Genomic DNA, 24579 nt, shown 5'->3' with positions numbered 1-24579 from the left:
TGGCGAAAAAGACTGTCGCGGACAATATTTCGGTCCGAATCCGGTCGCGATGCTCCTGTCGGGTTCGCGTTGGCCGGTGGGCCGGGGTGGTGTTCATCGGCCGGTAGAGGGTCGCGCAGCGTGGTCGGCCCGGCTGTCGTTTCGATGGGCTCCGGCGTCGCCCGCACGCGGGTGTACGCCGCTCTGGGCCGATACCGGGTTGTTGCAGCACATCAGTAAGCGCGCGAAGTTTCGGGCAGCATCGAGAACCGTTGTGGGGGTAGGTATATGAGTGCGGCGCTCTGCTGTCTTGCGTTGGCGGCCGTGCTGCTGCCCGGATCGGCCGGCCGGCGCAGGTTCGCCGGTCTGTTCGGTGCTCCACGGAAGCCGCGAAAGATACCGCCGCGCCTGCTGTTTCGTGTGCTTGCCGGAATGGCCGTGGCCGGATTGTCGGTGGTGGGAATCGGGCCGTTGCTCGCGGCCGTGATGGTGGCCGGCACGGTACTCGTGCGTATGCGGCGAGCCCGGGGGGACAGGCGGCGCGCGGTCGAACGTGCGGCTCTGGCCGAGGGGCTCGAGGCGGTGGTGGGCGAGTTGCGGGTCGGTGCGCACCCGAGCACGGCGGCCGCCGCGGCGGCGAGCGATACGCCAGGGGCGGTCGGCCGTGCCTTCGCGGTGTGCTCGGCGCGGAGCCGGCTGGGTGGCTCGGCGGCAGAGGGGCTGCGTGACCCGGACGCGGCGGTCGCCGACGAACTGTCGCGCATCGCCGACGCCTGGCAGGTCGCCGAGCGACACGGTCTGGCCCTCGCCGAGCTGGTGTCCGCCGCTCGGTCGGATCTGTTGAGTCGCATCCGCTTCCGGGCCCGCACGACCGCCGCCCTGGCCGGTGCGCGGGCCACCGCGACCGTGCTGGCGGGCCTCCCCCTGCTCGGCATCGTGCTGGGCCAACTGCTCGGTGCCGCACCACTGCGCGTCCTCCTGGGTCACGGCATGGGCACCGTCCTGCTGCCGCTCGGCACCGCCCTCCTCTGCGCGGGCCTGCTGTGGACCGACGCCATCACACGAAGGGTGCTGCCGTGACCGAACCACCGATCTCACTGCCGCCGTTACCGATTGCCGCAGGGACCGCGCTCCGGCCCACCTCACCCGGCCACCACCCGGGTACGTCCCCCCGGCCGAGCAGAACTACTTCGAGAGATCCACAGCTTCACGGGCCGGCCCGCCGACCGGGATTCGGTATGGCCCACCGCCCCGCTCGGTCGGTCCGGGCCGGCAACACAACGCGGCGAGTCCCGCCGGTGGTTCGAGAAGGCGATCGGCACATCGATGTCGTCGCCGCACGTTGTCGCTGCCTGGTCGGGAGTCTCGTAGTCGGTGTCCGCGGCGAATGCGGCGAACAGTTGGTCGCTTGCGTGTTCTTTCGCTCGGTGCTTTCCGGGGGCGGGGTAGTGCGGCGGGTCGGTGTCGAGGTCGGCAGGGGGTTGATGTGATCTGTTCACAGATTTCGTTGCTGCTGTTCGCTGTTGCCGTTCTGGTGGTTCCGGGACATATCGCTCCTCTCGGCCGGTTGCGGAGCGTGCCGACCGGGCAGCCGTGCCGACGAGATCGGCTGGGCGCGGAGCGGGCCCAGCCGGATCCGTTGTCCGCGGCATCGGCATTCGATCTGATGGCGGCCTGCCTGCGGGCGGGGCTGCCGGTCGCCACCGCCGCGCAGGCGGTGGCGCCCACGGCCCCCGCACCGGTGGGTGCGGCACTGCGCCGGGCCGCCGATCTGATGGCACTCGGTGCGGACCCGGTCGCCGCCTGGGACCAGGTGGCGGGCGAGACCGCGGCCGATGAGATCCGGGCGGTGGCCCGGTTGGTCCGGCGCTCGGCGCGGTCGGGTGCCGCACTGGCCGGCGCCATATCCGAACTGGCCGAGCAGTTCCGCGCCGCGGTGGCGGACGCGACCGCCGCCCGGGCCGAACGTGCCGGCGTACTGATCGGTGGCCCGCTCGGACTGTGCTTCCTGCCCGCGTTCCTCTGCCTCGGCATCGTGCCGGTGGTCGTCGGCCTGGGCGAGCACGTGCTGAAGGGCGGCCTGCTGTGAATACGCGAGGACTCCGGCGCGGACCGGCCGCGCCGGTGCGGGAGAAAGGGGACGACTGTGCGCTTGGCAGTGCGGACGGCGGTGCTGGAGGTGCGCTCACGCCTGATACAGGCGGCGGTGGGCGACGCGGGCATGAGCACCGTCGAATACGCAATAGGCACTATCGCCGCGGCGGCCTTCGGGGCGGTCTTGTACACCGTGGTGACGGGCGATTCGATCGTGAATGCGCTGACCAAGATCATCGACCGGGCGTTGAACACGGAGGTGTGACGGTCGGGCTCGGCTGGCCTTCGGCCACGGTCGGGCTCGTGTTGCCTTCGGCCACGGTCGGGCTCGTGTTGCCTTCGGCCACAGCGCCTTTCGGGCGGCGGTCCGGTACCGGCGAGACCGGAGGGGTGACGGTGGAGGCGGCCATCGCGCTCGCCGCGCTGGTGTTCGCGGTGGTGCTGTGCCTGGGCGGTCTGCTGGCGGCGCCGACGCAGATTCGCTGCGTCGACGCCGCTCGCGAGGCGGCCCGGCTGGCCGCCCGCGGCGCCGATTCCGACGCGCTGCCCGCGGCTCGGCGGATCGCGCCGAAGGGCGCCGAGATCAGCATCCGGTCCGACGGCGACCGTGTCGTCGCGGTCGTGACGGCCGCGACGCCACTGCTCCCGCTCGAACTGCACGCCGAGGCGGTCGCGGTTCGTGAACCGGGAGAGCCAGAGTGACCGGGCTCCACACACCGGCGACCGGCGGTGGTGCTGCTACGGGCACGGCTACGGCCGCGGCTCCGGCCACGGAAACGACTCTGTGCTCGGTTACGCAACGGGGATCGCCGCGTTCCCGGGGATTTTTGTGCAGTCGAAGGCGGAGCGCGGGTGGGCGATGGCGGGCCGACGACGGGGTCGCCACGGTCACGGCGTGTCTGGTGCTGGCTGCGCTGCTTGCGGTCACGCTGCTGATCACCCACGTCGGAGCGGTGGTCGTGGCGCGTCACCGGGCGCAGGCGGCGGCGGATCTGGGCGCCCTGGCGGCGGCCGGTGCGTCGGCCTCGGGCGACGACGCCGCCTGTGCCCGGGCCGACGAACTCGCGCGCCGGATGCGGGTACGGGTCCAGTCCTGCACGATCGTCGGGTGGGACGTCACCGTCGTCGTGACCGCGACGGTGACGCTCGGCCCGCTGGGCACGAGAACGGTTCACGCCCTCGCTCGTGCCGGTCCCGCCGCGGCGGCCACGCGGTGCGGCGGCGGGGCGGATCCTCGTGATTCTGAATACCGAACGGTTGGTGTCGGAAAGAATGCGTGACCCGGGCCACATACAGCGGTGCCCGCGCGCAGTCGCGCCCTCCTGGGAGAGTGACCAATTGCTGCGATGAGAATTCTCGTATCACTGCTTTTCAATTTATAAGTGAACAGCTATTCACATGGGTTGGCAGAGCGAAGGGAATTTGCCGGAGCAATGAACTGGTTAACATGAACTCACTCCTTCTTATTCAGGTATCGGCGCGGCTCCCGCAACGTAGACAGGGCCTCGTCCCACCGGGGCCCGGCGCCTTGCGGTGGTAGCGATGCGGTCTCGCGGTGATGACCCCGCCATCACGTTTCGAGGTCGCCGTCGTGATCGGGCGGATCGTCCGGCAGGTGCGCCAACACGGCGGTCAGCAGCGCGACGGCACCCTGCTTGTCCAGCGGATGGTTCCCGTTTCCGCACTTCGGGGACTGTACGCAGGACGGGCACCCGCCGGGACAGCCGCACGACTCGATGACCGCGAGCGTGGCCGCCAGCCAGGTCCGCAGCCGGGCGAAACCGCGCTCGGCGAATCCGGCACCGCCCGGGTGGCCGTCGTAGACGAAAACGGTGGGCAGCCCCGTGTCGGGGTGTTCGGCCGTCGACACTCCGCCGATATCCCAGCGATCGCAGCTGGCCACCAGCGGCAACATGCCGATCGCGGCATGCTCCGCGGCGTGCAGGGCGCCCGGCACCCGCTTCTCGTCCAGTCCGGCGCGTGCCAGCAGTCCGGGCGTGACCGTGTACAGCACGGCCCGGGTCGGCAGTGTCTGCTCCGGCAGCTCCAGCTCCACCAGATCCAGCACCTCGCCGGACGGCAGCTTGCGCAGATACCCGACCACCTGACGGCTCACCCGGACCCGGGCGAGCGCCGTCGTCACCGGGCCGTGGACGTGCTCGGTGGTGACCTCGTCGACGGTGATCGACGTGAGCGCCCGCGCGCTGGTCGTCCATCCCGGCTGCTCGGCGTGCACGAATGCCACGCCGGCCTCGAGATCGAGCTCGTCGACCACGAAGGTCTCGCCCTGATGCAGATGTACCGCACCCGGATACAGCGTCGCCGGCGCCCGCCCGGCATCGGTGGTACCGAGCAGCCGCCCGCTTTCCTCGTCGACGATCGCCACCGGCGTGCCGATACCGCCCCGCACGTCGACGGCGTCGTGCGGCTGATCCACTCCGGTCGCGTACCACCGCGCCGGAGGTTTGCCGTTACTCCGCCTGCGCATCGAGCCCTGCGCCGCTAGCTCGTCGATCAGCTCGGACGCCCCGAACTCCTCGACCTCCGCATCGGTCAGCGGCTGTTCCAGGGCCGCGCACAGCAGATGCGGCGCCAGGACGTAGGGATTGCGCGGATCGGTGATGGTCGCCTCGACCGGGCGCCCGAGCAGCGCGTGCGGATGATGCACGAGGTACATGTCGAGCGGGTCGTCCCGCGCCACGAGCAGCACCAGCGACCCCTGCAGGCGCCGGCCCGCGCGCCCGGCCTGCTGCCAGAACGAGGCGACGGTGCCCGGGAATCCGGCGATCACCACGGCATCCAGCCCGGCGATATCGACGCCGAGCTCCAGGGCCGTGGTCGTCGCCGCGCCCAGCAGCGAGCCGTCGGAGAGCTTCGCCTCCAGCTCGCGCCGGTCCTCGGCGAGGTATCCGGCCCGGTAGGCGGTCACCCGGCCGGCCAGTTCCGGATCGACCTCGGCCAGCATGCCGCGGGTTTCCAGGGCCACCACCTCCGCCGCCCGGCGGGAGCGCACGAAGGTCAGCGTGCGGGCACCCTCGGTGACCAGGTCGGTCATGATCCGGGCCGCCTCCGCCGTCGCCGGTCGCCGCACCGGAGCGCCGTTCTCGCCGCTGATCACCGGCGACAGGGCGGGTTCCCACAGTGCGACCGTGCGCGCACCCTGCGGCGATCCGTCCTCGGTGACCGCGGCGCAGGGCGCGCCGATGAGCCGGGACGCGGTGGCGGCCGGGTCCGCGGTGGTGGCCGAGCACAGGACGAACACCGGATCGGCGCCGTAGCGGGCCGCGATCCGGCGCAGTCGCCGCAGTACCAGCGCCACGTGCGAACCGAATACGCCACGGTAGGCATGGCATTCGTCGACCACGACGTAGCGCAGCTGCCGGAGCATCCGGGCCCACCGCGGATGGGAGCGCAGGATGCCCAGGTGCAGCATGTCCGGGTTGGTGAAGACCCAGCGCGCGTGCGCCCGCACCCACTGCCGCACCTCGGCCGGGGTGTCCCCGTCGTAGGTCGCGGGATGGATATCGCGCAGCGGGCCCTCGTGCGTCAGAGCGGCGGTCGCGCGCAGCTGGTCGGCGCCGAGCGCCTTGGTGGGAGACAGATACAGCGCCGTGGCCCGCGGCTCCTGTTGGAGCGCGGTCAGCACCGGCAGCTGATATCCCAGCGATTTGCCCGAAGCGGTCCCGGTGCTCACCACCACGTGCTGTCCGCCCGCGGCCAGGTCCGCCGTGCGCGTCTGATGCGACCACGGGGCGTCCACGCCGGTCTCGCGGAGCGCCGTGACCACGTCCGGTGATGCCCAGGACGGCCAGTCCGTGACGTGCGCCGCCCGCGCGGGCAGGTCGGTCACGTGGGTGAGACGGGTCTCTCCGTCCGGCAGTCCGAAGAGGACACGATTCAGCAACGATCGACCATAACCGGTTCGTTCGCTCGGCCGGATTGGAGCAGACGGCTCGGTCGGATTCATCCTGCTGAGACCCCGGCGAGCAAGGAATGTGTGAATCGTGTGTGTTGCAGAAGCCCCACCTGCCTTTTCACTACCGAGTAGCGATCTGCGTCACAGCTCGTTTGCCTGACACCCACTCGGTTATCCGGAAGCAAACCTACTAGAAGTCTGGATTTGGCCATTGCGCCCCTCACCTGCGCATTCGCAAGATCATCTTTTTTGCAAATTGTCGCTAACCCGACTGTCGAATTGCTCGGAGACATGGTTCACTGGGTCCTGGTCGCAAGCTTCTGTGTTCGAGGGAACGGATCAAAGGTCCAAACCATCAGCAGGATCGATGTTGCGAACGGTGTGCTTGATGCTTCCTGCAGGGGGAACAGAGTACAGCGGTCGGAACGGACCCGGTGGACGAACCAAACGTGTCCGCCGTTCCGGTATGGAAAGAGAAGGAACAGAATGGCACAGGGAACTGTGAAGTGGTTCAACGCGGAGAAGGGGTTCGGCTTCATCGCGCCCGAGGACGGCTCCGCTGACGTCTTCGTCCACTACTCCGAGATCCAGGGTTCGGGCTTCCGCACCCTCGAGGAGAACCAGAAGGTCGAATTCGAGGTCGGCCAGGGCACCAAGGGCCCGCAGGCCACCGGAGTTCGCGCGCTCAGCTGAGCGGGTCAACCCCAACAAGGTCCGATCGCTCGTCCCTCACCGCTCGACGCGGTGGGGGACGAGCCGTATCTGGGGCAGTACACTCGACCGCAAACCGGGGCTGTCCAACACGCCGCAGCAGAAACGTGGCGGTGCGACACGGTATAAACGTCATCGGCGGGGGGACATCGGTCTCCGCCGCCTGCCCCAGCCGCGTGCTGCGCCGCCTGCGCCGCGCGGGTCGACAGGAAAGGTGTGTTCGCCGGTGGCAGCACGAGACCGCGGTGCAGCGCAGGAGTCCCAGGCAGGTCAAGGCCGCCCGCTGCGTCGTCTCGTCATCGTCGAATCACCGACGAAGGCCCGGAAGATCGCCCCCTATCTCGGCCGCGGCTACACGGTGGAGGCCTCCGTCGGCCACATCCGCGATCTCCCGAGCGGTGCGGCGGACCTGCCCGCGAAGTACAAGGGGCAGTCCTGGGCGAGCCTGGGCGTCGACGTCGACAACGACTTCGAACCCATCTACGTGGTCAGCCCGGAGAAGAAGGCCAAGGTATCCGAGCTGAAGAGCCTGCTCGCCGATGCCGACGAGCTGTATCTGGCCACCGACCCCGACCGCGAGGGCGAGGCCATCGCCTGGCACCTGCTGGAGACGCTGAAGCCGAAGGTTCCGGTGCGGCGGATGGTGTTCCACGAGATCACCGAGCCCGCCATCCAGGCGGCCGCGGCCGATACCCGCGATCTGGACAACGACCTGGTCGACGCGCAGGAAACCAGGCGCATCCTGGACCGGCTGTACGGATACAAGGTCAGCCCGGTGCTGTGGCGGAAGGTCATGCCGCGGCTGTCCGCGGGCCGGGTGCAGTCGGTGGCGACCCGGATCATCGTTCAGCGCGAACGAGAGCGCATAGCGTTCCGCTCCGCCGAGTATTGGGATATCGCAGCCAAGTTCGACACCGGCGACGAACGGGACGACGCCACCAACGCGCGCACCTTCGGCGCACGACTGGTGACGGTCGACGGTGCCCGAGTAGCGAGCGGCCGGGACTTCGGCGCCGACGGCCGGCTGAAGACCGACGGCGTCACGGTGCTGGACGAGGGGTATGCGCGGCGGCTGGCCGAGACGCTGGAGGGCGCCGCCTTCCAGGTCAGCTCGGTCGAATCCAAGCCGTACACGCGCCGGCCGTACGCGCCGTTCATGACCTCCACGTTGCAGCAGGAGGCCGCACGCAAGCTGCGGTTCAGCTCGGCATACACCATGAAGGTCGCGCAGCAGCTGTACGAGAACGGCTACATCACCTACATGCGCACCGACTCGACCACCCTGTCGGAGTCGGCGATCGCCGCCGCCCGGTCGCAGGCAACGCAGCTGTACGGTGAGCAGTTCGTGCATGCGACGCCCCGGCAGTACAACCGCAAGGTCAAGAACGCCCAGGAGGCGCACGAGGCGATCCGGCCGGCCGGCGACACCTTCCTCACCCCCGGCCAGCTGCATGCCCGGCTGAGGCCCAGCGAACTCGACCAGTTCCGCCTCTACGAGCTGATCTGGCAGCGCACCATCGCCTCGCAGATGGCCGATGCCCGCGGCACCACGCTGACCGTGCGGATCACGGGTCGCGCCGGAACCGGCGAGGAGTGCGTGTTCTCCGCGTCCGGCCGCACCATTACCTTCGCGGGCTTTCTCAAGGCGTACGTCGAGAGCGTCGACGAGGATTCGGGCTCCCAGTCCGATGACGCCGAGTCCAGGCTGCCGGCCCTGACCGAGGGACAGGGCGTCTCGGCCGCCGAACTGAACCCGGACGGCCACACCACCAACCCACCCTCGCGCTACAACGAGGCCTCGCTGGTCAAGGCCATGGAAGAGCTGGGTATCGGCCGCCCGTCGACCTACGCGTCGATCATCAAGACGATCCTGGACCGCGGTTACGTCTACAAGCGCGGCAACGCGCTGGTGCCGTCGTGGGTGGCGTTCGCGGTGGTCGCGTTGCTCGAGGCGTACTTCGGGCGCCTGGTCGACTTCGACTTCACCGCCGCCATGGAGGACGATCTCGACGCCATCGCCGGCGGGCGGGAGCAGCGCGGAAACTGGTTGTCCAGCTTCTACTTCGGCGGCGAGCACGGCGCCGAGGGGTCGGTCGCACGCTCGGGCGGGCTGAAGAAGATGGTCGACCAGCAACTCGACGACATCGACGCGCGCAAGATCAACTCGATCAAGATGTTCAGCGACGACGAGGGGCGCGATGTCGTCGTGCGGGTCGGCAGGTACGGCCCGTATCTGGAGCGCATGATCGCCAATCCGGATGACCCGGGCGGTGATCCGGTTGCCCAGCGCGCCAACCTGCCCAGCGATCTGCCGCCGGACGAGCTGAATCTCGAGATTGCCGAGAAGCTGTTCGCGACACCGCAGGAGGGCCGTCCGCTCGGTGTCGACCCGGAGACCGGCCACCGCATCGTGGCCAAGGAGGGCCGATTCGGGCCCTACGTGACCGAGATCCTGCCCGAGCCAGAAGAGGACGCGGGCGCCAAGAAGGGGTCGAAGAAGGCGGCCGGTCCCAAGCCGCGCACCGGATCGCTGTTCAAGTCGATGGATCCGTCCACGGTCACGCTCGAGGAGGCCCTGCGGCTGCTGTCGCTGCCGCGGGTGGTGGGCGCCGATCCCCAATCCGGCGAGGAGATCACCGCGCAGAACGGCCGCTACGGGCCGTATCTGAAGAAGGGCACCGACTCGCGGTCGCTGGGGTCTGAGGATCAGATCTTCACGGTGACGCTGGACGAGGCGCTGAAGATCTTCGCCGAGCCCAAGCGGCGCGGTCGGCAGGCCGCGGCGGCCGCACCGCTGCGTGAACTCGGTAACGACCCGGTCAGCGAGAAGCCGATGGTCGTCAAGGACGGTCGGTTCGGCCCGTACGTCACCGATGGTGAGACGAACGCCAGCCTGCGCAAGGGCGACGAGGTCGAGTCGATCACCGACGAGCGCGCCTCGGAACTGCTGGCCGAACGCCGGGCCAAGGGGCCGGTGAAGAAGGCGGCCAAGAAGGCTCCGGCCAAGAAGGCGGCGGCGAAGAAGGCGCCGGCGAAGAAGACCACGGCCAAGCAGTCCGACGCGAAGAAGACCACGGCCAAGAAGAGCACCGCCAAGAAGGCCACGAAGTCCACCGCGAAGGCGCCCGCCAAATCCACCGCCAAGAAGACGACCTCGACCAGGTCGTGACCCGCGGCCGGTGCACCGAGGCTACCGGTACGTAAGTGTGATGGCGGAAATCGGCCGGTGTCCGAATTGGGTCACGGTTCTGCCGTAGCCTGGGCAGCCATTCGGTCACGCCCAGCGGAAGGACCTTCGATGACCGCACCATCGATCGAGCACACCGGCCGGGAACGCGAAACCCTGATCGAGATGCTGACGAATCAGCGTGAACTCTTCCGAATTACGTTGCGGGGCATCGATGACGACCAGGCGCGCCAGCGCACCACGGTCAGCGAGCTGACGCTGGGCGGCCTGTTGCACCACCTGGTGCACATCGAGCAGCATTGGACGGCGGTCATCGTCGAGCGTGACGAGAACGCGAAGATCGATGTGTCCCAGCTGGATTCGGAGTACAAGCTGGTCGCCGAGAAAACGATCGAAGGTCTGCTGAAGGAATGGGACGCGGTGGCCGACAGCACCGCGCAGCTGATCCGCGAGGTGGACAGCCTGGACGTCTCGATTCCGACCCCGACCGCGCCGTGGGCGCCCGAAAGGGTCTGGTGGACAGTGCGGTTCACGCTGCTGCACATCCTCCGCGAGATCGCGCACCACAGCGGGCACGCCGACATCATTCGCGAGGCGCTGGACGGCGCCAATACGACCTATCAGCGGGCTTTCTGAGGGATCCGGCCGGCGCCGAGTCGAGTGTGCCGAGACGGGCGCGGCAGCGGGCGATTCGGTCCGAAGCCTTGCACCGCCGGCAACACCACGGCGAATACCGCAGGAGCCGAGTGCATTTCGGATCGGCGGTGTGCTGTGGTGCGATCCGGGAGCGAGTCGTTTCGACGAGGCCGATCCGAAGCTGTCGGCCGGCGGGGGTGCGGGCGCTCGTCGGACAGGCGGCGTCGTGGCGTGCCGTTGCTGGTCGCGCTGTTCTGTCGGTGGCGGCGGCTAGGGTGTACAGCGTGGTGGGTGTCTTCGATCGGCTGGTCGGCCAGGAGGTGGTCGAGTCCGCGCTGACCGCCGCGGCGGTGGCCGCGCGCGGTGGCGTTGTGTCGGCGGCGATGACGCATTCGTGGTTGTTCACCGGCCCGCCCGGTTCGGGCCGTTCGGTCGCCGCGCTGTGTTTCGCGGCGGCCCTGCAGTGCACCGATCCGGAGACTCCGGGATGTGGTCACTGCCACGCCTGCACGACCACGATGGCGGGCACACACGGCGATGTGCGCCGGGTGATTCCGGAGGGGCTCAGCATCGGCACCAAGGAGATGCGCGAGATCGTGCAGGTCGCCTCGCGGCGCCCGAGCACCGGCCGCTGGCAGGTGGTGCTGGTCGAGGATGCCGACAGGCTGACCGAGGCGGCCGGCAACGTGCTGCTCAAGGTGGTCGAGGAGCCGCCCGAGCGGACGGTGTTCCTGCTGTGCGCACCGTCCGACGATCCGGAGGACATCTCGGTCACGCTCCGGTCCCGTTGCCGGCACGTACATCTGGTGACACCGTCGGCCGATGCCATCGCCCGGGTCCTGCGCGAGCGCGACGGTCTGCCCGCCGATACGGCGGCCTGGGCGGCCTCGATCAGCGGCGGGCACGTCGGCCGGGCACGCCGCCTGGCCACCGACGAGGAGGCGCAGGCCCGCCGCAAGCGAGCCCTGGCCCTGGTGTCGGCCACCGCGCGCCCGGCCGCGGCCTATGCGGCCGCCGACGAACTGGTGAAGACGGCCGACGAGGAGGCCAAGCAGGTCAGTGCCACCCGCGACGAGCGGGAGAAGGAAGAACTGGCGACCGCGATGGGCGCCGGCGGCACCGGTAAGGGCACCGCCTCGGCGACCCGCGGCTCGGCCGGCGTGCTGAAGGAGCTGGAGCGCCGCCAGAAATCCCGGGCCACCCGCACCAGCCGCGATTCGCTCGACCGCGCCCTGATCGACGTCGCCGGCCTCTACCGCGATGCGCTGACCGTCGGCTTCGGCGCGGCGAAGCCGGTTACGGCGTCCGGCATCGCCCTGACTCATCCCGACCTCGCCGATCAGATCCGCGAACTGGCCACCGATGTCCGCCCCGAGGGCCTGCTCCGCTCGATCGAGGCGGTGCTCGAGTGCCGGGAGGCCCTGGACCAGAACGTCAAGCCCCGCTTCGCCGTCGCCGCCATGGTCGCGGGCCTGATCGCCGCCCGCACCCCCTGACCGGCCCATACCGAGTGTCCCAGACCACCCGTTTTCGCGATCCGCCCGCGAGACGATAGACTCGCACCGCCGCAAGGCACGCCGCCTTAGCTCAGTCGGTAGAGCGCTTCACTCGTAATGAAAAGGTCGGGGGTTCGATTCCCCCAGGCGGCTCCACAAAAGGTCTCTGACATGCCGAGCGTGTGTCGGGGTCTTTTTGCTGGTCGAACAAGGATTCGGTGTGCGTGTCGGTGTCACCGAGCAGTCGTTCGAGAGCTTTGCAGGTTTCCTCTCAGCGAGCGGCACCATCCTGTTGCGCTGATTGCACGGCGCATGCGCTTCGCTGGTGGATGCCCTAGCAGCGTAGAGGTCGGCGTCGATGTCATGAGTGGTCATTGTCATTGTCGTTGTCCTTCAGCTGATTTCGGGTTTCTGGGAGGCGCGTGGGGCGCCTGTCGGGGTGCGGTGTGTGGTTGTTCTGTATGTCGCCGGACGTCGTCATGTCCGCGGAGCGCTGGTGGCAGCGGGTCGGCATTTCTTGGCCGGTGAACGTCTCGACGTGGGTGGTCTCACCGCCGACCTGGCACAGTCGCCTCCGGCGAGCGTTACCCGCTCCGCGGCGGCACGTGAATACCGGCGTGCCGTAGAAGCGCCGCCGCGTTATCGTCGGCGCATGCTGGTAGCGCGGGCCAAGTGGCGCCGTCTGGAACTGACCCGTGACAACCAGCGTGTCGGTGTTCTGCGGCAGCGATGGCATGGCGCCATCGCTGAACTGCCCACGGCGACACTGACCTTCCGCAACCACTCCAACATCGACATCCGCGCCTATCCCATCCCCGCCGACACCGATCCGCCGGCGCCACCCTCGGCCCCGGCGACGATGACAGCCACCACCACTCGCCCCGTGCAGTACTCCTGGAAAATTCAGGCGGCAGACCGCCGCTACCAGATGGTCCAGGGCAAACGTGACCGCTATACCGTCACCGAACACGGCGACCCACTGGGCAACGGTTGGTTCACCGCCACCTTCATCCACCGCCAGTGGCTTTCCCTGCCATCGGCCGTCCCGCTCGACCACCAGGCGTTCATCATCTGGCTCGCATACCAAACTTTCCTGCCCAGACAAGCGGACCTTTGATGAGGTTCTTCGTGAGGCGCTGCGCACGAGCCGTCATTACGGCGGCGGGTCGCCTGCGCATCAACCGACAGCACTGTGCCAGAGCCGACAGCGCTCCCCGAGTCCCTGCGGGGCTTCCGCCCGATGCCGTCGGACACACCGTTGATCTGGCTTATCGGAATCGGCGGGGCGAGCCCGGACGACAGGCCCGATGCCGACGCGGACGACGAACCGGAAGATGAGGACGGCGACGAAAGCCTGGCGGGCAGGGGATCGCGGCGCCGGGGCATCACGCGATCCACGCCGAACTTGCCTCCCGGTGGGAAACCCCGCGACTGATACGGCACCGGTGAGTGCGTCATTTCGCTGCGGCGGCAAGATGTTCGGGCTCGCCGAGGGCCGGACTGTCCGTCAGGCGGTAGCCCGGCCCTGCCTGCGTGTGCTGCCGGCGTCGGCAGGGTGGCATCGGCCGGTCAGCGGATCAGGCCGCGGCCTGTGGTCAGGGGGAGGTCGGTGGCGGTCAGGAGGCCCGGCTCGGCCTGGATGACTGCTGGGACCGCGCTGACCAGGCGGGCAGCTGTGCCGACCAGGCCGGCTCGGGCGTGGTCGCCGTTGCTGTAGAGCTGTAGGTCCAGTTGGTAGTCCGGTTCGCCCTCGATCTCGACGCGGTAGCAACCCTTTCCGGTGGGCTGGGGCCAGTCCGGGGCCAGGGCGGGGTGTAGGCGGGTGATGTGTTCGAGGGCGATGACCGTGCGGCCGGCGCGGACGCCGTTCACCTGGAAGCGGAGGGCGGCCGCGGTGCCCGCCGCGATCGTGTGGCCGGCCACCCGCAGCGGTTCCGGTGTCGCGAGGCGCTCGAAATGCTGTGTCACCTCGTCGAGTTCGACGTCGAGGGCGGCCGCCAGCTGGCGCACCACGCTGCCCCAGGCCAGGGTGAGTACGCCCGGCTGCAACAGCAGCGGCAGGTCGTCGAGGTCGCGGCCGAAGCCCATGATCTCGAACAGCACCTTCGGGTTGTCGTAGGTGGAGTAGTCCATCAGCTCCGAGCACACGATCTTGTCGATGCGCTCGCTGCCGCTGCTCAGCAGGAGCGGTAGCCAGTCGTTGGCCCAGCCGGGGTCGATGCCGTTGACCCACAGCGAGGCACCGCCCTCCCGGGCGGCCTCGACGATCGGGTCGATCATCTCCGAAGGCACGGTGCCGTAAGGGAACTGGAGAAAAACCGGGCTGCTCGACACCACGTTGATGCCCGCCCGCAGGATGGTCTTCAGATCCTCGACGGCCTCCACCAGCCGGTCGTCGGCCATGGCCGTGTGCACGATGCAGTCGGGCCGCAACGCGAGCAGCGCCTCGGCATCGGTGGTGGCGAGTACGCCGGTCGGTTCGTCCAGGCCGGCGAGCTCGGCGGCGTCCTTGCCGGCCTTGGCGTCGCTGGACACCCACACGCCCGCCAGCTCCAGTTCCGGCCGGGCGATGATCGACCGTAGCGCCCACCGTCCGACGTTGCCTGTGCTCCACTGCACTACGCGATAGGTCATCGTCGTCTCCTCACAGATCGGGAAGTCCCAGTTCGAGATTCGGGCTTTCGATGCCGCCGTCCACCTCCAGCACCTTGCCGGTGACATAGCCGCCCGCCCGCGAGCTGAGATACACGATGGCGGCGGCGATCTCCCACGGTTCACCCAGCCGGTGCAGCGGTGTGGCGTCCTCCATGCGCTGCTTGATCTCCGGTTGCTGCGCAACGACATCCAGGGCGGAGGTGAGCACCGAACCCACGGCGACGGCATTGACCCGGATGCGGGGCGCCAGATCGGTTGCCGCCAAACGGGTCCAGTGCGCCAGCGCGGCCTTCGCGGTGCCGTAGGCGAGGAAACCCCGGCCGGCGGTGCGGCCCATCATCGACGAGATGCCGACCACGGATCCGCCGTCACCGTTCAGCATGTGCGGCACGGCCGCCCGGGTCAGCGCGTGCGCGGTGGAGACATTGAAACGGAATGCCTCCTCCAGGAATTCGGTGCCGGTGGTGAGGAACGTGTTCGGCATGGTGCCGCCCACGTTGTTGACGACGATGTCGAGGCGGCCCAGTTCGGCGGCCGCGGTATCGGCGAAGGCGGTGACGGCGGACAGTTCCGACAGGTCGCAGGGGACGGTGACCACCCGGCGTCCCAGGGCGCGGATCTTGTCGGCCACCTCGTCCAGCTGGGTGGCGGTGCGGGCGGCGATGGCGACGTCGGCGCCCGCCTCGGCGAGGGCCAGCGCGGTCGCGGCCCCGATGCCGCGCCCGGCTCCGGTCACGACCGCGACGCGGCCGTCCAGGCGGAAATTGTCCAGAATCATCGCGGCGAGGCTCCTTGTCCGGACCCGGCGGACGGGTCCTGCTGTACGGTCTGCGCGACCGTGAGGGCGGTCACACGGCAGTGTTAAGAACTATTTCTTAACTGTCAAGGAGTAGTGCTCAACATGCTGGTGGGGCGCTATCGTTCAGCTGTGCAGACGACGACGGCGCGGGAGCGGCTGATCCGAGCGGCGGAGCGATTGATCGCCGAGCGTGGCCCGACGGTCCCGCTGCGCGACATCGCGGCCGCGGCCGGGCAGCGCAACAATTCCGCGATCCAGTACCACTTCGGCTCCCGGGACGAACTCGTCGCGGCGGTGGTGGAGAACCGGCTGGCGATGCTCGAGGTGCGCCGGCTGGAACTGCTTGCCGAACAGGCGGGTTCGGCCGCCGCCGGCTCGGTGCACGCGCTGCTGGAGGCGCTCGTGCTGCCGATGTTCGAACTGGGTGCGCGGCACGGGATCGGCCACTACGCCCGGTTCCTGGAGCAGATTCGCACCCATCCCGCGGTGACCGATGCGGCGAATCTGGACAGCGAGCGGCGCACTTCGGTGCGGCTCATCATGCAGGGGCTCGAGCGCGGCCTGCCGATGCTGCCGGCACGGTTGCGGCATCGCCGGCTGCGCATGCTGCCGACGGTGTTGTTCGCCCTGCTCGCCGACCATGAGCGGGCGATCGAGTCCGGCCGGGCGGCGGCCGACGATCCGGCGGCCCGGACCGAGATCATCGATATCCTCGCGGGCACCCTGACCGCTCCGGTCACCGAACGCGCGCCGGCCCGGTAATCGGTGCGCAGGGGACTGTTCCGGGCGCTTCCCCTCTGCCATTATCGGACGATGGCAGACATCCGGCTCGCCGCTCCGATTCCCGTGCTGCGCATCTTCGACGTGGCGAAGGCATACGAGTTCTATTGCGACTACTTGGGTTTCGCTGTCGACTGGGAGCACCGGTTCGAGCCCGGACTGCCGCTGTACGCGCAGGTCTCCCGGTCGTCGGCGAAGGTGCATCTCAGCGAGCATCACGGTGACGGCACGCCGGGGACGGTGGTGTGGATCGCCGTGAGCGATATCCACGGCCTGTATGCCGAGGTCGCCGGTAAGAGCTATGCCTACGCGCGGCCCGGCGCGCCCGAGGACGGTCCCGGCGGTCCGGGATTCTCCGTGACCGACCCGTTCGGCAACGAGCTGCGGTTCGCGCAGCCGGACTGACCTGGCGCATCGTCGTCCGTGGCGGCTACCGTGGACGACTGTGGATATCGCACCTGCACAGGCCGAAACCCGTCGGGGCCGGCGGGCTCTCGGGCAGCCGCTCGTCATGGCGGGCGCCGCCGCGGCGGCGGTCGCGGTGCTGCACTTCCGGGATCCGCATGTGCCGGGGTCCTACAGCATCTGCCCGTTCTACGCGGTGACCGGCTGGTGGTGTCCGGGCTGTGGTGGTCTGCGGGCGATGCACAACCTCACCGATGGGCGGTTGCTCGACGCGGTGCACAGCAATGTGCTGCTGCTGCCGTTGCTGGTGGGATTCGCGGTGTGGTGGGGGAACTGGGCGCTGCGGCGCTGGCGCGGGCAGGGGGAACGGCCGTTCCCGTTCGCGCTCGGCCGCATCCAGCTCTTGGTGATAGTGGCGGTATTGACGGTGTTCACGGTGTTTCGCAACACCCCGTGGGGAACGTGGCTGGCGCCGGTCTGAGGGGCGCGCGGCGTGGCCGTTGGGGCAGTCGCCGCAGACTGGGCATGCTGACGGTATGGCTGAATCGCTGAAGGCACGGTTGCGCGAGAAGATGCTGCGGCAGTTGAACGAGGACGGCTCGCCGGACTCGGAGCAGGACGACCCGCGCCAGATCTCGATCGAGAACGATCTGGAGGCACTGGACGCGGTCGCCGACGACGATCCGCTGCTCGAGGAACTCGCGGCGCGCTATCTCGTGCCCTGACACGGCACGTGTTCCGCGCCGCATTGGGTCGCGCGGCTCGGCCGGGTGATGTGACTGCGGAACGCGTCCTCCGCGCTCGCCGGGCTGCACGGGCGTCCGGAGCGAGCTACCGCCACGGCACTCGCCGTGGGATGGGGAAGCTCAGAGGGAGCCGCACCGCCGCGCCCATGGTTCCGCGCCGCATTGGGCTGCGGGGCTCGGCCGGGTGATGTGACTGCGGAACGCGTCCTCCGCGCTCGCCGGGTGCACGGGCGACCGGAGCGAGCTACCGCCACGGCACTCGCTGTGAGCTGGGGAAGCTCAGGAGGAGCCGCCACTGCCGCCCGCACGCCCGTACCCGAAGTCCGGCCGCTTCCCGGCCGTGTGCGGTGGGCGGACCGGTCGGCAGGGATCCCCCGAACGCGGCGCGGAACGGTGCTCGGTGCCGCCGTCCCGGGGCAATCAGGTTGGCGTGCAACGGGTTCGAACCGTGCCCAGGGCACCCGATCTTGATCAGAACGTGCAGGGTGCCGAGCCGGCAGGGGTGTCGGGAGCCAGCCGAGGACGAGTCTCGGGGGTCGGATCCCAGCGGCCGTCGCGGCAGGAGTAGTCCCAGTCCGGACCCCGCTCGACCATGGTGCCGATGGCCTCGATCAGCCGGTCGACGTCGTCGGCGGAGGTCCCCAGTCCGATGCTGGCGCGGACGGCGGTGTCGACGCCGAGGCGGGCCAGCAGGGGGTGGGCGCAGAATCGGCCGTCGCGCACGCCGATGCCGTGTTCGGCCGACAGGTAGGCGGCGATGTGGCCCGGTTCGAAACCGTCGACGGTAAGTGTCACGATGCCGACGCTGTCGGTGCTGTCCGGCCAGATGCGCAGAAATCGAACTCCCGCAATGGTTTTCAACCCGTCTCGCAGGCGTTCGGTCAAGCGGTGCTCGTGTTCGGTGACGGTCGGTTCGTCCAGCTCCGCCAGGGTGTCGCAGGCGGCGGCCAGGGCGGCCACGCCCAGCACGTTCGGGGAGCCGGCCTCGTGCCGCTGCGGGGCCGCGGCCCATTCGGCGCCGGTGGTGGTGACCTCCCGGACCGCGCCGCCACCGGCGAGATAGGGGGCCGCGGCATCGAGCCAGTCCCGGCGGCCCACCAGCACGCCGGCGCCGAACGGCGCGTACAGCTTGTGCCCGGAGCAGGCCAGGTAGTCGATCCCGGTGTCGCGCAGGTCGATTCGCCGGTGCGGTGCCAGTTGCGCCGCGTCCACCAGGATCCGGGCGCCGCACTGGTGCGCGATCGTGGCCAGGCGGCGCAGCGGCAGGACCTCGCCGGTGACATTCGATGCACCGGTAACAGCAAGCAGCGCAGCGGGTTTGGTGCACAGCTCGGCGACCAGGCGGCGGATCGTCTCCTCGATCGTGTCCGCCGCCGGCACCACCCGGCGGCCGTGCCGCGTCCAGGGCAGGAAGTTGGCGTGGTGTTCGATATCGAGCACGACGGTGTCGCCGGGCACGCAGGAGGCCAGCAGGTTCAGTGCGTCGGTCGTGTTGCGGGTGAACACGACCACCTGGTCGTCGGCGCAGTGCAGCAGGCGTGCCACCGAGCCGCGGGCGGATTCGTAGCAGTCGGTGGAGATCCGGGACGGATAGCCCGCGCCGCGATGAACGCTGGCGTAGTAGGGCAGCAGCTCGGCGACCCGGTCGGTGACCTGTGCCAGGGCCGGCGCACTCGCGGCGCAGTCGAAGTTGGCATACGTGCGAGTTCCGCCCTGCACCAACGGAACTCGCAGATCGCATCCGGAGACACGGGCGGGAGCGGCGCGGGTCTGGTCGAGAACGGGGGTCATCATGCAATCCCTTCGGGTCCGGGGACTCCGCAGGGAAAGGTGATCGGAGTCCGCGCTTGCCGTGCCCGGTCGGGCAGCGGCCCGGTCGTCACCCGGAGCACCCCACCGCGGAGGAGGGTTGCCGGCCAGCAAGCCGGGGCTTCACGCTGGCACTCATGACCTGTTACCGAGCGTGGCAGATTCGAGCAGATCTTGTCAACTCGCGGACCGGTAAAACCGATTGCCTCCGGGCCCGGGCCGCGCTGTCATGGTGTGGGTGAGCATCTCTCTGCTGTTGGGCTTCGTCGGCCTGTGCGTGCTGCTCGCGATCACGCCCGGGCCGGACTCGTTCCTGGTGCTGCGGTTCTCGATCGCGGGGCGGCGTCCGGGGATCGCCGCCGCCATCGGGTCGGCGCTCGGCGGCATCGTCTGGGCCGTCGTGGTCGCGGCCGGGGTGGCCGCGCTGCTGGAACAATCCGCGACGGCCTACCGGGCGATGAAGGTGGTCGGCGGAATCTACCTGGTGTACTTGGGTATTCGGACGCTGGTCGAACATCGTCGGGCGCGAACGGCGCAGGTGCGGGAATCGGCGGAGGCGCCGTCGGCCGACGTGGCCACGGTGCGTGCGGCGTTCACCGCGGGTTTGGTGTCGTGCCTGTTCAACCCCAAGGTCGGGTTGTTCTATCTGGCCGTGCTGCCGCAGTTCCTGACCGAGGTGACCTTCGGCAACGTGCTGGTCCTCGGCGCGATCGAATCCACCGTCGCCGCAGCGGAAATGGTGCTGCTGGCGATCGCGGCGGCGCGTGCCGTCGCGCTGTTGCGGCGGCCGCGCGTCCGGGATCGGCTGGAGCAGATCAGCGCCGGTGTGCTCGCGGCGCTCGGGATCGGCACGGCCACGTCCGCGGCCTGATCGGCGCCCCGCGCACCGGGCCTGATCGGTGACCACCCGGCATGCTCCGGTACCGACTCTGAACACGCTGGGGCAATGGGCGATTCGGTGCTAGTCCAGGTCGTGCGGACGGTGGTAACCGCCGTTGTAGTACAGCAGTGGTGCGGGGTCGGCGTCGGTGTCGTCGTGAACCCGGGTGACCAGCCCGACGACCACGGTGTGGTCCCCGACCGGGATGAGCCGGTACACGGTGGCGCGCACCCAGATCGGGGTGTCGTGCAGCACCGGCTCGCCGGTATCCAGCCGGGTCCACAGCTGGGGATCGGCGAAACGCTCGTCCGCCGTGCGGGAGAACCGCTGCGCCAGATGCCGCTGATGGTCGCCCAGAAAGTGCACCACCAGGGATTCGGCGGCCAGCATCGCCTCGATGCTCGACGAGGTGTGCGCGATATTGAACGAGATGAGCGGCGGATCCAGCGACAGCGACGCGAACGACGTGGCGGTGAAGCCGATCGGGCCGGTTTCGGAGCCCAGCGTGACGATGGTGACACCGGCCGGATACCGGCGCATCGCGGCGCGATACCGCGACGCGGTGATCCCGCTGGGGTCGTCGGGCGACTCCGGCTCGACGTCGGAGGAACTGCTCATGTCACCACCCGGCCGACCGGCAGCGGACGTTGCATCGCTGACTCATCCACCGTTCCAACCTACGTCGGGCCGGGCGCGAGTGTTCGCGGTCGTGGCTCAATCCACATCGATCGCCGGTCCCCGGACCGTGCCGGAAGTTCCCGGGGCGGCCAGGGCCTGCGCACGATGTCGGCCCTGCGCACGATGTCGGCCCGGGGCCCCGGGAATTCGGCGTCGAACCGGCTCAGTAGTCGGGATAGCCGTCGGCGGGCCCGAGCATTCGGTCGACCCGCTCGCGGGCGATCCGCACCAGCCGCTGCGGTGAGCGGTCCGGAACGTCTTGGTGTGCAAGCGAATCGACGTGTGCAAGCGAATCGACGATGCGATCCAGATCCGGCGCGGACAGTGCCAGCAGCTCGACGTCCGCTGCGGTGAGCAACGTCGCCCGATCGGGGTAGGGGCGGCCGTCGGCGATCTTCTCCGCCCACGTCACGCTGCAACAGCATTCGTAGAGGGCGTGCACGGCACGGCTGCGGGACAACGAATTGAATCGATTCAGGCCGATGCCGTTGTGCATCAACATGGTGGCCTCCGAGTAACCGGTGGCGGCGAATCCTGAGTAGCCGATGGTCTCACCGCGCCCGGATCGCCGGCCACCGCCCGCCGCAGAATTTGCACAGGTTTTACATGCGTTCGGATGCTCCGGGCCGAGTCGTTACGCTGGGCGAATGACCGAATGGACGGCCTTCACTGTGGAGAGCAAAGACCACGTCGCGCAGGTGACGCTGACCGGCCCGGGTAAGGGCAATGCCATGGGCCCGGACTTCTGGCGGGAACTGCCGCTGGTCTTCGGGGAACTCGCGGCCGATCCGGAGGTGCGCGCGATCGTGCTGACCGGTTCGGGCAAGCATTTCTCCTACGGTCTCGATCTGCAGGCGATGAGCCCGACGTTCGGCCCGCTGCTGGCCGACAAGGCCCTGGCGGCCCCGCGCACCGACTTCCTGATCGACATCCGGCGGCTGCAGGCCGCGGTGACCGCCGTCGCCGACTGCCGCAAGCCGGTGATCGCCGCGGTCTCCGGCTGGTGCGTCGGTGGCGGGCTGGATCTGATCGCCGCCGCCGATATCCGGGTGGCGAGCGCCGAGGCGACGTTCAGCCTGCGCGAGGCCAAGGTGGCCATCGTGGCCGACGTCGGCTCGCTGCACCGGCTGCCCGGCATCATCGGGGAGGGCCAGCTGCGCGAACTCGCCTACACCGGCAAGGACATCGACGCCGCGCGGGCGGAGAAGATCGGCCTGGTCAACGACGTGTACCCGGATCAGGCGGCGGCGCTGGACGCCGCGCACGCACTGGCCCGCGAGATCGCCGCCAACCCGCCGCTGGTGGTGCAGGGCGTGAAGGACGTGCTGGACCAGCCGAAGGCCGGACGGGTCGCCGACGGGCTGCGCTACGTGTCGGCGTGGAACGCGGCGTTCCTGCCGTCGGAGGATCTCACCGAGGCCATCCAGGCCGTCTTCGAGAAGCGGTCGCCGGAGTTCAAGGGCCGGTGAGACGGCGCGCGGTGGGAGCCGGATGCTCCGGAACTCCCACCGGGTGCCGGTTCGTCAGTGGCTGCCCTGCTCCTTCAGCCGGGCGAAGGCCTCCTCGACCAGGGTCTCGGCCTTGGCCCGGCCGTCCCAGCCGTCGACCTTGACCCACTTGCCCGGTTCCAGGTCCTTGTAGTGCTCGAAGAAGTGCCCGATCGCCTTGCGCTCGAACTCGCCGACGTCGGAGACCTCCTGGATGTGGTCCCAGCGCTTGTCGCCCGCGGGCACCGCCACGATCTTCTCGTCGCCGCCGGCCTCGTCGCTCATCAGCAGCACGCCGACCGGGCGGGCCTCGACGATCACGCCGGGGAATACGGATTCGGGCAGCAGCACCAGGCAGTCGAGCGGATCGCCGTCGGAACCGAGGCTGTTCTCGATGTAGCCGTAGTCGGCCGGGTAGACCATCGGCGTGTAGAGGTAGCGATCCAGACGCACCCGACCGGTCTCGTGGTCGACCTCGTACTTGTTGCGCTGTCCCTTGGGGATCTCGATGGTGACGTCGAACTCCACGTCGTCTCCTTAATCTGGTGCCTGTGTCGGTGCGGCGTCCGCGGGCTCCGCGGTGGCTCGAGCCGTGGCCGGGCCCGTCGCTCCCGACTCGCCAGCTCGTGCGGGGGAACGCCGGCGAAGTGAGGATAGTGTGGTCCGCGGGCGCATGGGTGCGGCAGGGACCGGGGTCCGGTGAAACCTGTCGCGATGCGACCCTGTCACGGGTGCCGAGGGAGAACGCGATCACGTGGTAGATCGAGGAAATATGGATATGGGTGGGCCGCCCGCTCGGCGGCGGCGCAACATCTGGATCGGTGTGCTCACCGGGCTGGTGGTGATCGTGGTGGCGGTGGCCGCCGCCGTGGTTCTGGTCACGGTGCGCCCGTGGACCGAGGAATTCCGGCACGGCGGCCTACAGATCGCGGCGGCTCCCGCGCCGCTGCGGCCGGCCGCGCAGCCGGCTACCGCCTCGTCGACGAAGCCTGGCCCCAGTCCGCAGGGGCTTGCGGCCGCGCTCGCGCCGGTGGCCGGCAACCCGGATCTCGGCGCGTTCAGCGCCTCGGTCAGCGACCCCGACACGCGTACCACGCTGTGGAGCGTCGATCCCGGCAAGCCGGTCATCCCGGCCTCCACGGCGAAGGTGATGACCGCCGCCGCGGCCCTGCTCGTCGCGCCGCCCGAGCACCGCGTCTCGACCAGGGTGGTGGCGGGTGCGAGCCCGAACGAACTGGTGCTGGTGGGCGGGGGCGACCCCACCCTGACCGCGCAGGCCGACGGCAAGGGCTACTACCGCAACGGGCCACGGCTGTCCGATCTGGTGCAGCAGATCCGCGCGTCCGGCCGCCAAGCCGACACGATCGTGGTGGACACGTCCCTGTACACCGGCCCGACCTCGCCGTCGGGCTGGGATCCGGCCGATATCGCCGGCGGCTCCTGGGCCCCGATCGAGCCGGTGATGATCGACGGCGGCCGACTGGATCCGCTGGTCGAATACTCGCCTCGCACACCGACTCCCGCGCTGGACGCCGGTCGGCGGCTGGCGGCGGAACTGGGGATCGATCCGGGCCGGGTGCGTTCGGGCCGCGCACCGGCCGGGGCGGCCGAGGTCGCGCAGGTGCAGTCGGCACCGCTGCGGGATCGCCTGAGCGAGATGATGATCCACTCCGACGACGTGCTGGCGGAGACGATCGGCCGCGAGGTCGCGACCGTCACCGGGAACGAGCAGTCCTTCGCCGGGGCGGCCACCGCCATGGTGACCGCGTTGAACGCCGCGGGGTTCGACACCACCGGCACGACCATGCTGGACAACAGCGGGCTCTCGACCGACGACCGGGTTCCGGCGCGGCTGCTGGACCGCATTCTGGTGGAGGCGGCGGCACCGCAGCCCGGTTCCGGCACTACGACGGGAACGGGCGGTGCGACGGCAACAGGCGGTGCCGCGGGACAGGGTGACACCACCGGAACGACGGCCGCCGACGGATCGACGGGGACCGGTTCGCCGCTGGCGCCGTTGCTGGATTATCTGCCGGTCGCGGCGGGCAGCGGGTCACTGGCCGACCGCTTCGTGACCCCGGCCGACCGCACCGGCGCGGGTTGGGTGCGAGCGAAGACCGGAACTCTGTCGGTATCGAGCGCGTTGGCAGGGTATGTCCTGGACAGCGATGGTCGCGTGCTGACGTTCGCGCTGATGTCGAACGACCGGCCACCGGAGGCGAGCCGGCCGGCGTTGGATGCCATCGCCGCCGGACTGCGCAGATGTGGATGCTCCTGACGTTGGGAAGACGATGACCGGACCCGGTGATGCCGCCCCGGAC

The 24579-nt window shown here is 69.5% G+C and carries 23 protein-coding genes, 1 tRNA gene, 1 pseudogene and 1 riboswitch; of the genes and pseudogenes, 18 read left to right on the top strand and 7 right to left on the bottom strand.

What is annotated here, in order from left to right:
* Nucleotides 1-267: 267 nt before the first annotated feature.
* The 5 genes and pseudogenes from D892_RS0109245 to D892_RS0109225 all read left to right on the top strand — a co-directional run.
* Nucleotides 268-1059, top strand: a complete 792-nt coding sequence (locus D892_RS0109245) for a type II secretion system F family protein (RefSeq protein ID WP_024800967.1) — start codon at nucleotides 268-270, stop codon at nucleotides 1057-1059.
* Between the two features lie 406 nt (nucleotides 1060-1465).
* On the top strand, nucleotides 1466-2068 hold the full coding sequence (locus D892_RS0109240) for a type II secretion system F family protein (RefSeq protein WP_024800966.1): 603 nt from the start codon (nucleotides 1466-1468) through the stop codon (nucleotides 2066-2068).
* An 84-nt stretch (nucleotides 2069-2152) separates the two neighbouring features.
* Nucleotides 2153-2338 carry a DUF4244 domain-containing protein gene (locus D892_RS0109235; protein ID WP_369801814.1) on the top strand — a complete coding sequence of 62 codons (186 nt, stop codon included), beginning with the start codon at nucleotides 2153-2155 and terminating at the stop codon, nucleotides 2336-2338.
* 68 nt (nucleotides 2339-2406) lie between these two features.
* Complete coding sequence (locus tag D892_RS0109230) at nucleotides 2407-2775, top strand: TadE family type IV pilus minor pilin (protein ID WP_036568479.1); 369 nt, start codon at nucleotides 2407-2409, stop codon at nucleotides 2773-2775.
* Nucleotides 2776-2900: 125 nt separating this feature from the next.
* Nucleotides 2901-3272, top strand: a pseudogene (locus D892_RS0109225) (Rv3654c family TadE-like protein); the annotation flags it as partial.
* 371 nt (nucleotides 3273-3643) lie between these two features.
* On the opposite strand, the gene D892_RS0109220 reads toward D892_RS0109225, so the two are convergent.
* A complete protein-coding gene (locus D892_RS0109220) occupies nucleotides 3644-6040 on the bottom strand; it encodes a DEAD/DEAH box helicase (protein ID WP_084160998.1) in 2397 nt (798 codons plus the stop codon).
* 435 nt (nucleotides 6041-6475) lie between these two features.
* On the opposite strand from D892_RS0109220, the gene D892_RS0109215 reads away from it, so the two are divergent.
* From D892_RS0109215 to D892_RS0109190, 6 genes are all read left to right on the top strand, one after another.
* The gene (locus tag D892_RS0109215; RefSeq protein WP_011206895.1) at nucleotides 6476-6682 is read left to right on the top strand and encodes a cold-shock protein; all 207 of its coding nucleotides are present in this window, start codon (nucleotides 6476-6478) and stop codon (nucleotides 6680-6682) included.
* A 244-nt stretch (nucleotides 6683-6926) separates the two neighbouring features.
* The gene (gene topA / locus D892_RS0109210; protein ID WP_024800961.1) at nucleotides 6927-9869 is read left to right on the top strand and encodes a type I DNA topoisomerase; all 2943 of its coding nucleotides are present in this window, start codon (nucleotides 6927-6929) and stop codon (nucleotides 9867-9869) included.
* A gap of 129 nt (nucleotides 9870-9998) precedes the next feature.
* Nucleotides 9999-10523, top strand: coding sequence for a DUF664 domain-containing protein (locus D892_RS0109205; RefSeq protein ID WP_024800960.1), 525 nt, complete (start codon nucleotides 9999-10001; stop codon nucleotides 10521-10523).
* A 287-nt stretch (nucleotides 10524-10810) separates the two neighbouring features.
* Complete coding sequence (locus D892_RS0109200) at nucleotides 10811-12019, top strand: DNA polymerase III subunit delta' (RefSeq protein WP_369801813.1); 1209 nt, start codon at nucleotides 10811-10813, stop codon at nucleotides 12017-12019.
* A gap of 80 nt (nucleotides 12020-12099) precedes the next feature.
* A tRNA-Thr gene (locus D892_RS0109195) sits at nucleotides 12100-12175 on the top strand.
* 292 nt (nucleotides 12176-12467) lie between these two features.
* Nucleotides 12468-13136 (top strand): hypothetical protein, encoded by a 669-nt coding sequence (locus D892_RS0109190; RefSeq protein ID WP_156959435.1) that lies wholly within the window; start codon nucleotides 12468-12470, stop codon nucleotides 13134-13136.
* 452 nt (nucleotides 13137-13588) lie between these two features.
* Here D892_RS0109190 and D892_RS0109180 read toward each other — a convergent pair whose 3' ends face one another.
* Nucleotides 13589-14653 carry a diacylglycerol kinase gene (locus tag D892_RS0109180; protein ID WP_024800956.1) on the bottom strand — a complete coding sequence of 355 codons (1065 nt, stop codon included), beginning with the start codon at nucleotides 14651-14653 and terminating at the stop codon, nucleotides 13589-13591.
* Between the two features lie 10 nt (nucleotides 14654-14663).
* Nucleotides 14664-15452, bottom strand: coding sequence for an SDR family oxidoreductase (locus tag D892_RS0109175; RefSeq protein WP_024800955.1), 789 nt, complete (start codon nucleotides 15450-15452; stop codon nucleotides 14664-14666).
* Nucleotides 15453-15602: 150 nt separating this feature from the next.
* On the opposite strand from D892_RS0109175, the gene D892_RS0109170 reads away from it, so the two are divergent.
* Genes D892_RS0109170 through D892_RS0109155 form a run of 4 tightly spaced genes read left to right on the top strand, consistent with a single transcriptional unit; the run spans nucleotide 15603 to nucleotide 17383 of the window.
* Nucleotides 15603-16235, top strand: coding sequence for a TetR family transcriptional regulator (locus D892_RS0109170; RefSeq protein ID WP_024800954.1), 633 nt, complete (start codon nucleotides 15603-15605; stop codon nucleotides 16233-16235).
* Nucleotides 16236-16286: 51 nt separating this feature from the next.
* Complete coding sequence (locus D892_RS0109165) at nucleotides 16287-16658, top strand: glyoxalase superfamily protein (protein WP_036566857.1); 372 nt, start codon at nucleotides 16287-16289, stop codon at nucleotides 16656-16658.
* A 40-nt stretch (nucleotides 16659-16698) separates the two neighbouring features.
* Entirely contained in the window at nucleotides 16699-17139 is a 441-nt protein-coding gene (locus D892_RS0109160; protein ID WP_024800952.1) for a DUF2752 domain-containing protein, read from the top strand.
* 55 nt (nucleotides 17140-17194) lie between these two features.
* Nucleotides 17195-17383, top strand: a complete 189-nt coding sequence (locus D892_RS0109155; RefSeq protein WP_024800951.1) for a hypothetical protein — start codon at nucleotides 17195-17197, stop codon at nucleotides 17381-17383.
* Between the two features lie 492 nt (nucleotides 17384-17875).
* Here D892_RS0109155 and D892_RS0109150 read toward each other — a convergent pair whose 3' ends face one another.
* Nucleotides 17876-19195 carry an aminotransferase class V-fold PLP-dependent enzyme gene (locus D892_RS0109150; protein WP_024800950.1) on the bottom strand — a complete coding sequence of 440 codons (1320 nt, stop codon included), beginning with the start codon at nucleotides 19193-19195 and terminating at the stop codon, nucleotides 17876-17878.
* Nucleotides 19196-19242: 47 nt separating this feature from the next.
* Nucleotides 19243-19356, bottom strand: a riboswitch (SAM riboswitch).
* Nucleotides 19357-19451: 95 nt separating this feature from the next.
* Between D892_RS0109150 and D892_RS0109145 the strand changes: the two genes are divergently transcribed.
* Nucleotides 19452-20084 carry a LysE family translocator gene (locus tag D892_RS0109145; RefSeq protein WP_024800949.1) on the top strand — a complete coding sequence of 211 codons (633 nt, stop codon included), beginning with the start codon at nucleotides 19452-19454 and terminating at the stop codon, nucleotides 20082-20084.
* Between the two features lie 90 nt (nucleotides 20085-20174).
* Here the strand turns inward: D892_RS0109145 and D892_RS0109140 are convergent, their stop codons facing one another.
* Nucleotides 20175-20711, bottom strand: coding sequence for a flavin reductase family protein (locus tag D892_RS0109140; RefSeq protein WP_024800948.1), 537 nt, complete (start codon nucleotides 20709-20711; stop codon nucleotides 20175-20177).
* Between the two features lie 223 nt (nucleotides 20712-20934).
* On the bottom strand, nucleotides 20935-21273 hold the full coding sequence (locus tag D892_RS0109135; protein WP_024800947.1) for a 2-oxo-4-hydroxy-4-carboxy-5-ureidoimidazoline decarboxylase: 339 nt from the start codon (nucleotides 21271-21273) through the stop codon (nucleotides 20935-20937).
* A 145-nt stretch (nucleotides 21274-21418) separates the two neighbouring features.
* Here D892_RS0109135 and D892_RS0109130 point away from each other — a divergent pair, with 145 nt between their 5' ends.
* Nucleotides 21419-22240 (top strand): crotonase/enoyl-CoA hydratase family protein, encoded by an 822-nt coding sequence (locus tag D892_RS0109130; protein WP_024800946.1) that lies wholly within the window; start codon nucleotides 21419-21421, stop codon nucleotides 22238-22240.
* Between the two features lie 54 nt (nucleotides 22241-22294).
* Here the strand turns inward: D892_RS0109130 and ppa are convergent, their stop codons facing one another.
* The gene (gene ppa, locus D892_RS0109125; RefSeq protein ID WP_024800945.1) at nucleotides 22295-22786 is read right to left on the bottom strand and encodes an inorganic diphosphatase; all 492 of its coding nucleotides are present in this window, start codon (nucleotides 22784-22786) and stop codon (nucleotides 22295-22297) included.
* 250 nt (nucleotides 22787-23036) lie between these two features.
* Between ppa and D892_RS0109120 the strand changes: the two genes are divergently transcribed.
* Nucleotides 23037-24536 (top strand): D-alanyl-D-alanine carboxypeptidase/D-alanyl-D-alanine-endopeptidase, encoded by a 1500-nt coding sequence (locus D892_RS0109120; protein WP_024800944.1) that lies wholly within the window; start codon nucleotides 23037-23039, stop codon nucleotides 24534-24536.
* Nucleotides 24537-24579: the final 43 nt, after the last annotated feature.

It is taken from the genome of Nocardia sp. BMG51109, from assembly GCF_000526215.1.
In the GTDB taxonomy this organism is placed as follows: Bacteria; Actinomycetota; Actinomycetes; order Mycobacteriales; family Mycobacteriaceae; genus Nocardia.
This window is presented reverse-complemented; position numbering and strand designations above follow the sequence as displayed.

Coding starts and splice junctions, on each gene's coding strand:
- D892_RS0109245 (WP_024800967.1), top strand. CDS start 268: ATGAGTGCGGCGCTCTGCTGTCTTGCGTTGGCGGCCGTGCTGCTGCCC.
- D892_RS0109220 (WP_084160998.1), bottom strand. CDS start 6,040: ATGAATCCGACCGAGCCGTCTGCTCCAATCCGGCCGAGCGAACGAACC.
- D892_RS0109215 (WP_011206895.1), top strand. CDS start 6,476: ATGGCACAGGGAACTGTGAAGTGGTTCAACGCGGAGAAGGGGTTCGGC.
- D892_RS0109205 (WP_024800960.1), top strand. CDS start 9,999: ATGACCGCACCATCGATCGAGCACACCGGCCGGGAACGCGAAACCCTG.
- D892_RS0109180 (WP_024800956.1), bottom strand. CDS start 14,653: ATGACCTATCGCGTAGTGCAGTGGAGCACAGGCAACGTCGGACGGTGG.
- D892_RS0109175 (WP_024800955.1), bottom strand. CDS start 15,452: ATGATTCTGGACAATTTCCGCCTGGACGGCCGCGTCGCGGTCGTGACC.
- D892_RS0109165 (WP_036566857.1), top strand. CDS start 16,287: ATGGCAGACATCCGGCTCGCCGCTCCGATTCCCGTGCTGCGCATCTTC.
- D892_RS0109155 (WP_024800951.1), top strand. CDS start 17,195: ATGGCTGAATCGCTGAAGGCACGGTTGCGCGAGAAGATGCTGCGGCAG.
- D892_RS0109150 (WP_024800950.1), bottom strand. CDS start 19,195: ATGACCCCCGTTCTCGACCAGACCCGCGCCGCTCCCGCCCGTGTCTCC.
- D892_RS0109140 (WP_024800948.1), bottom strand. CDS start 20,711: ATGAGCAGTTCCTCCGACGTCGAGCCGGAGTCGCCCGACGACCCCAGC.
- D892_RS0109135 (WP_024800947.1), bottom strand. CDS start 21,273: ATGTTGATGCACAACGGCATCGGCCTGAATCGATTCAATTCGTTGTCC.
- D892_RS0109130 (WP_024800946.1), top strand. CDS start 21,419: ATGACCGAATGGACGGCCTTCACTGTGGAGAGCAAAGACCACGTCGCG.
- D892_RS0109120 (WP_024800944.1), top strand. CDS start 23,037: ATGGGTGGGCCGCCCGCTCGGCGGCGGCGCAACATCTGGATCGGTGTG.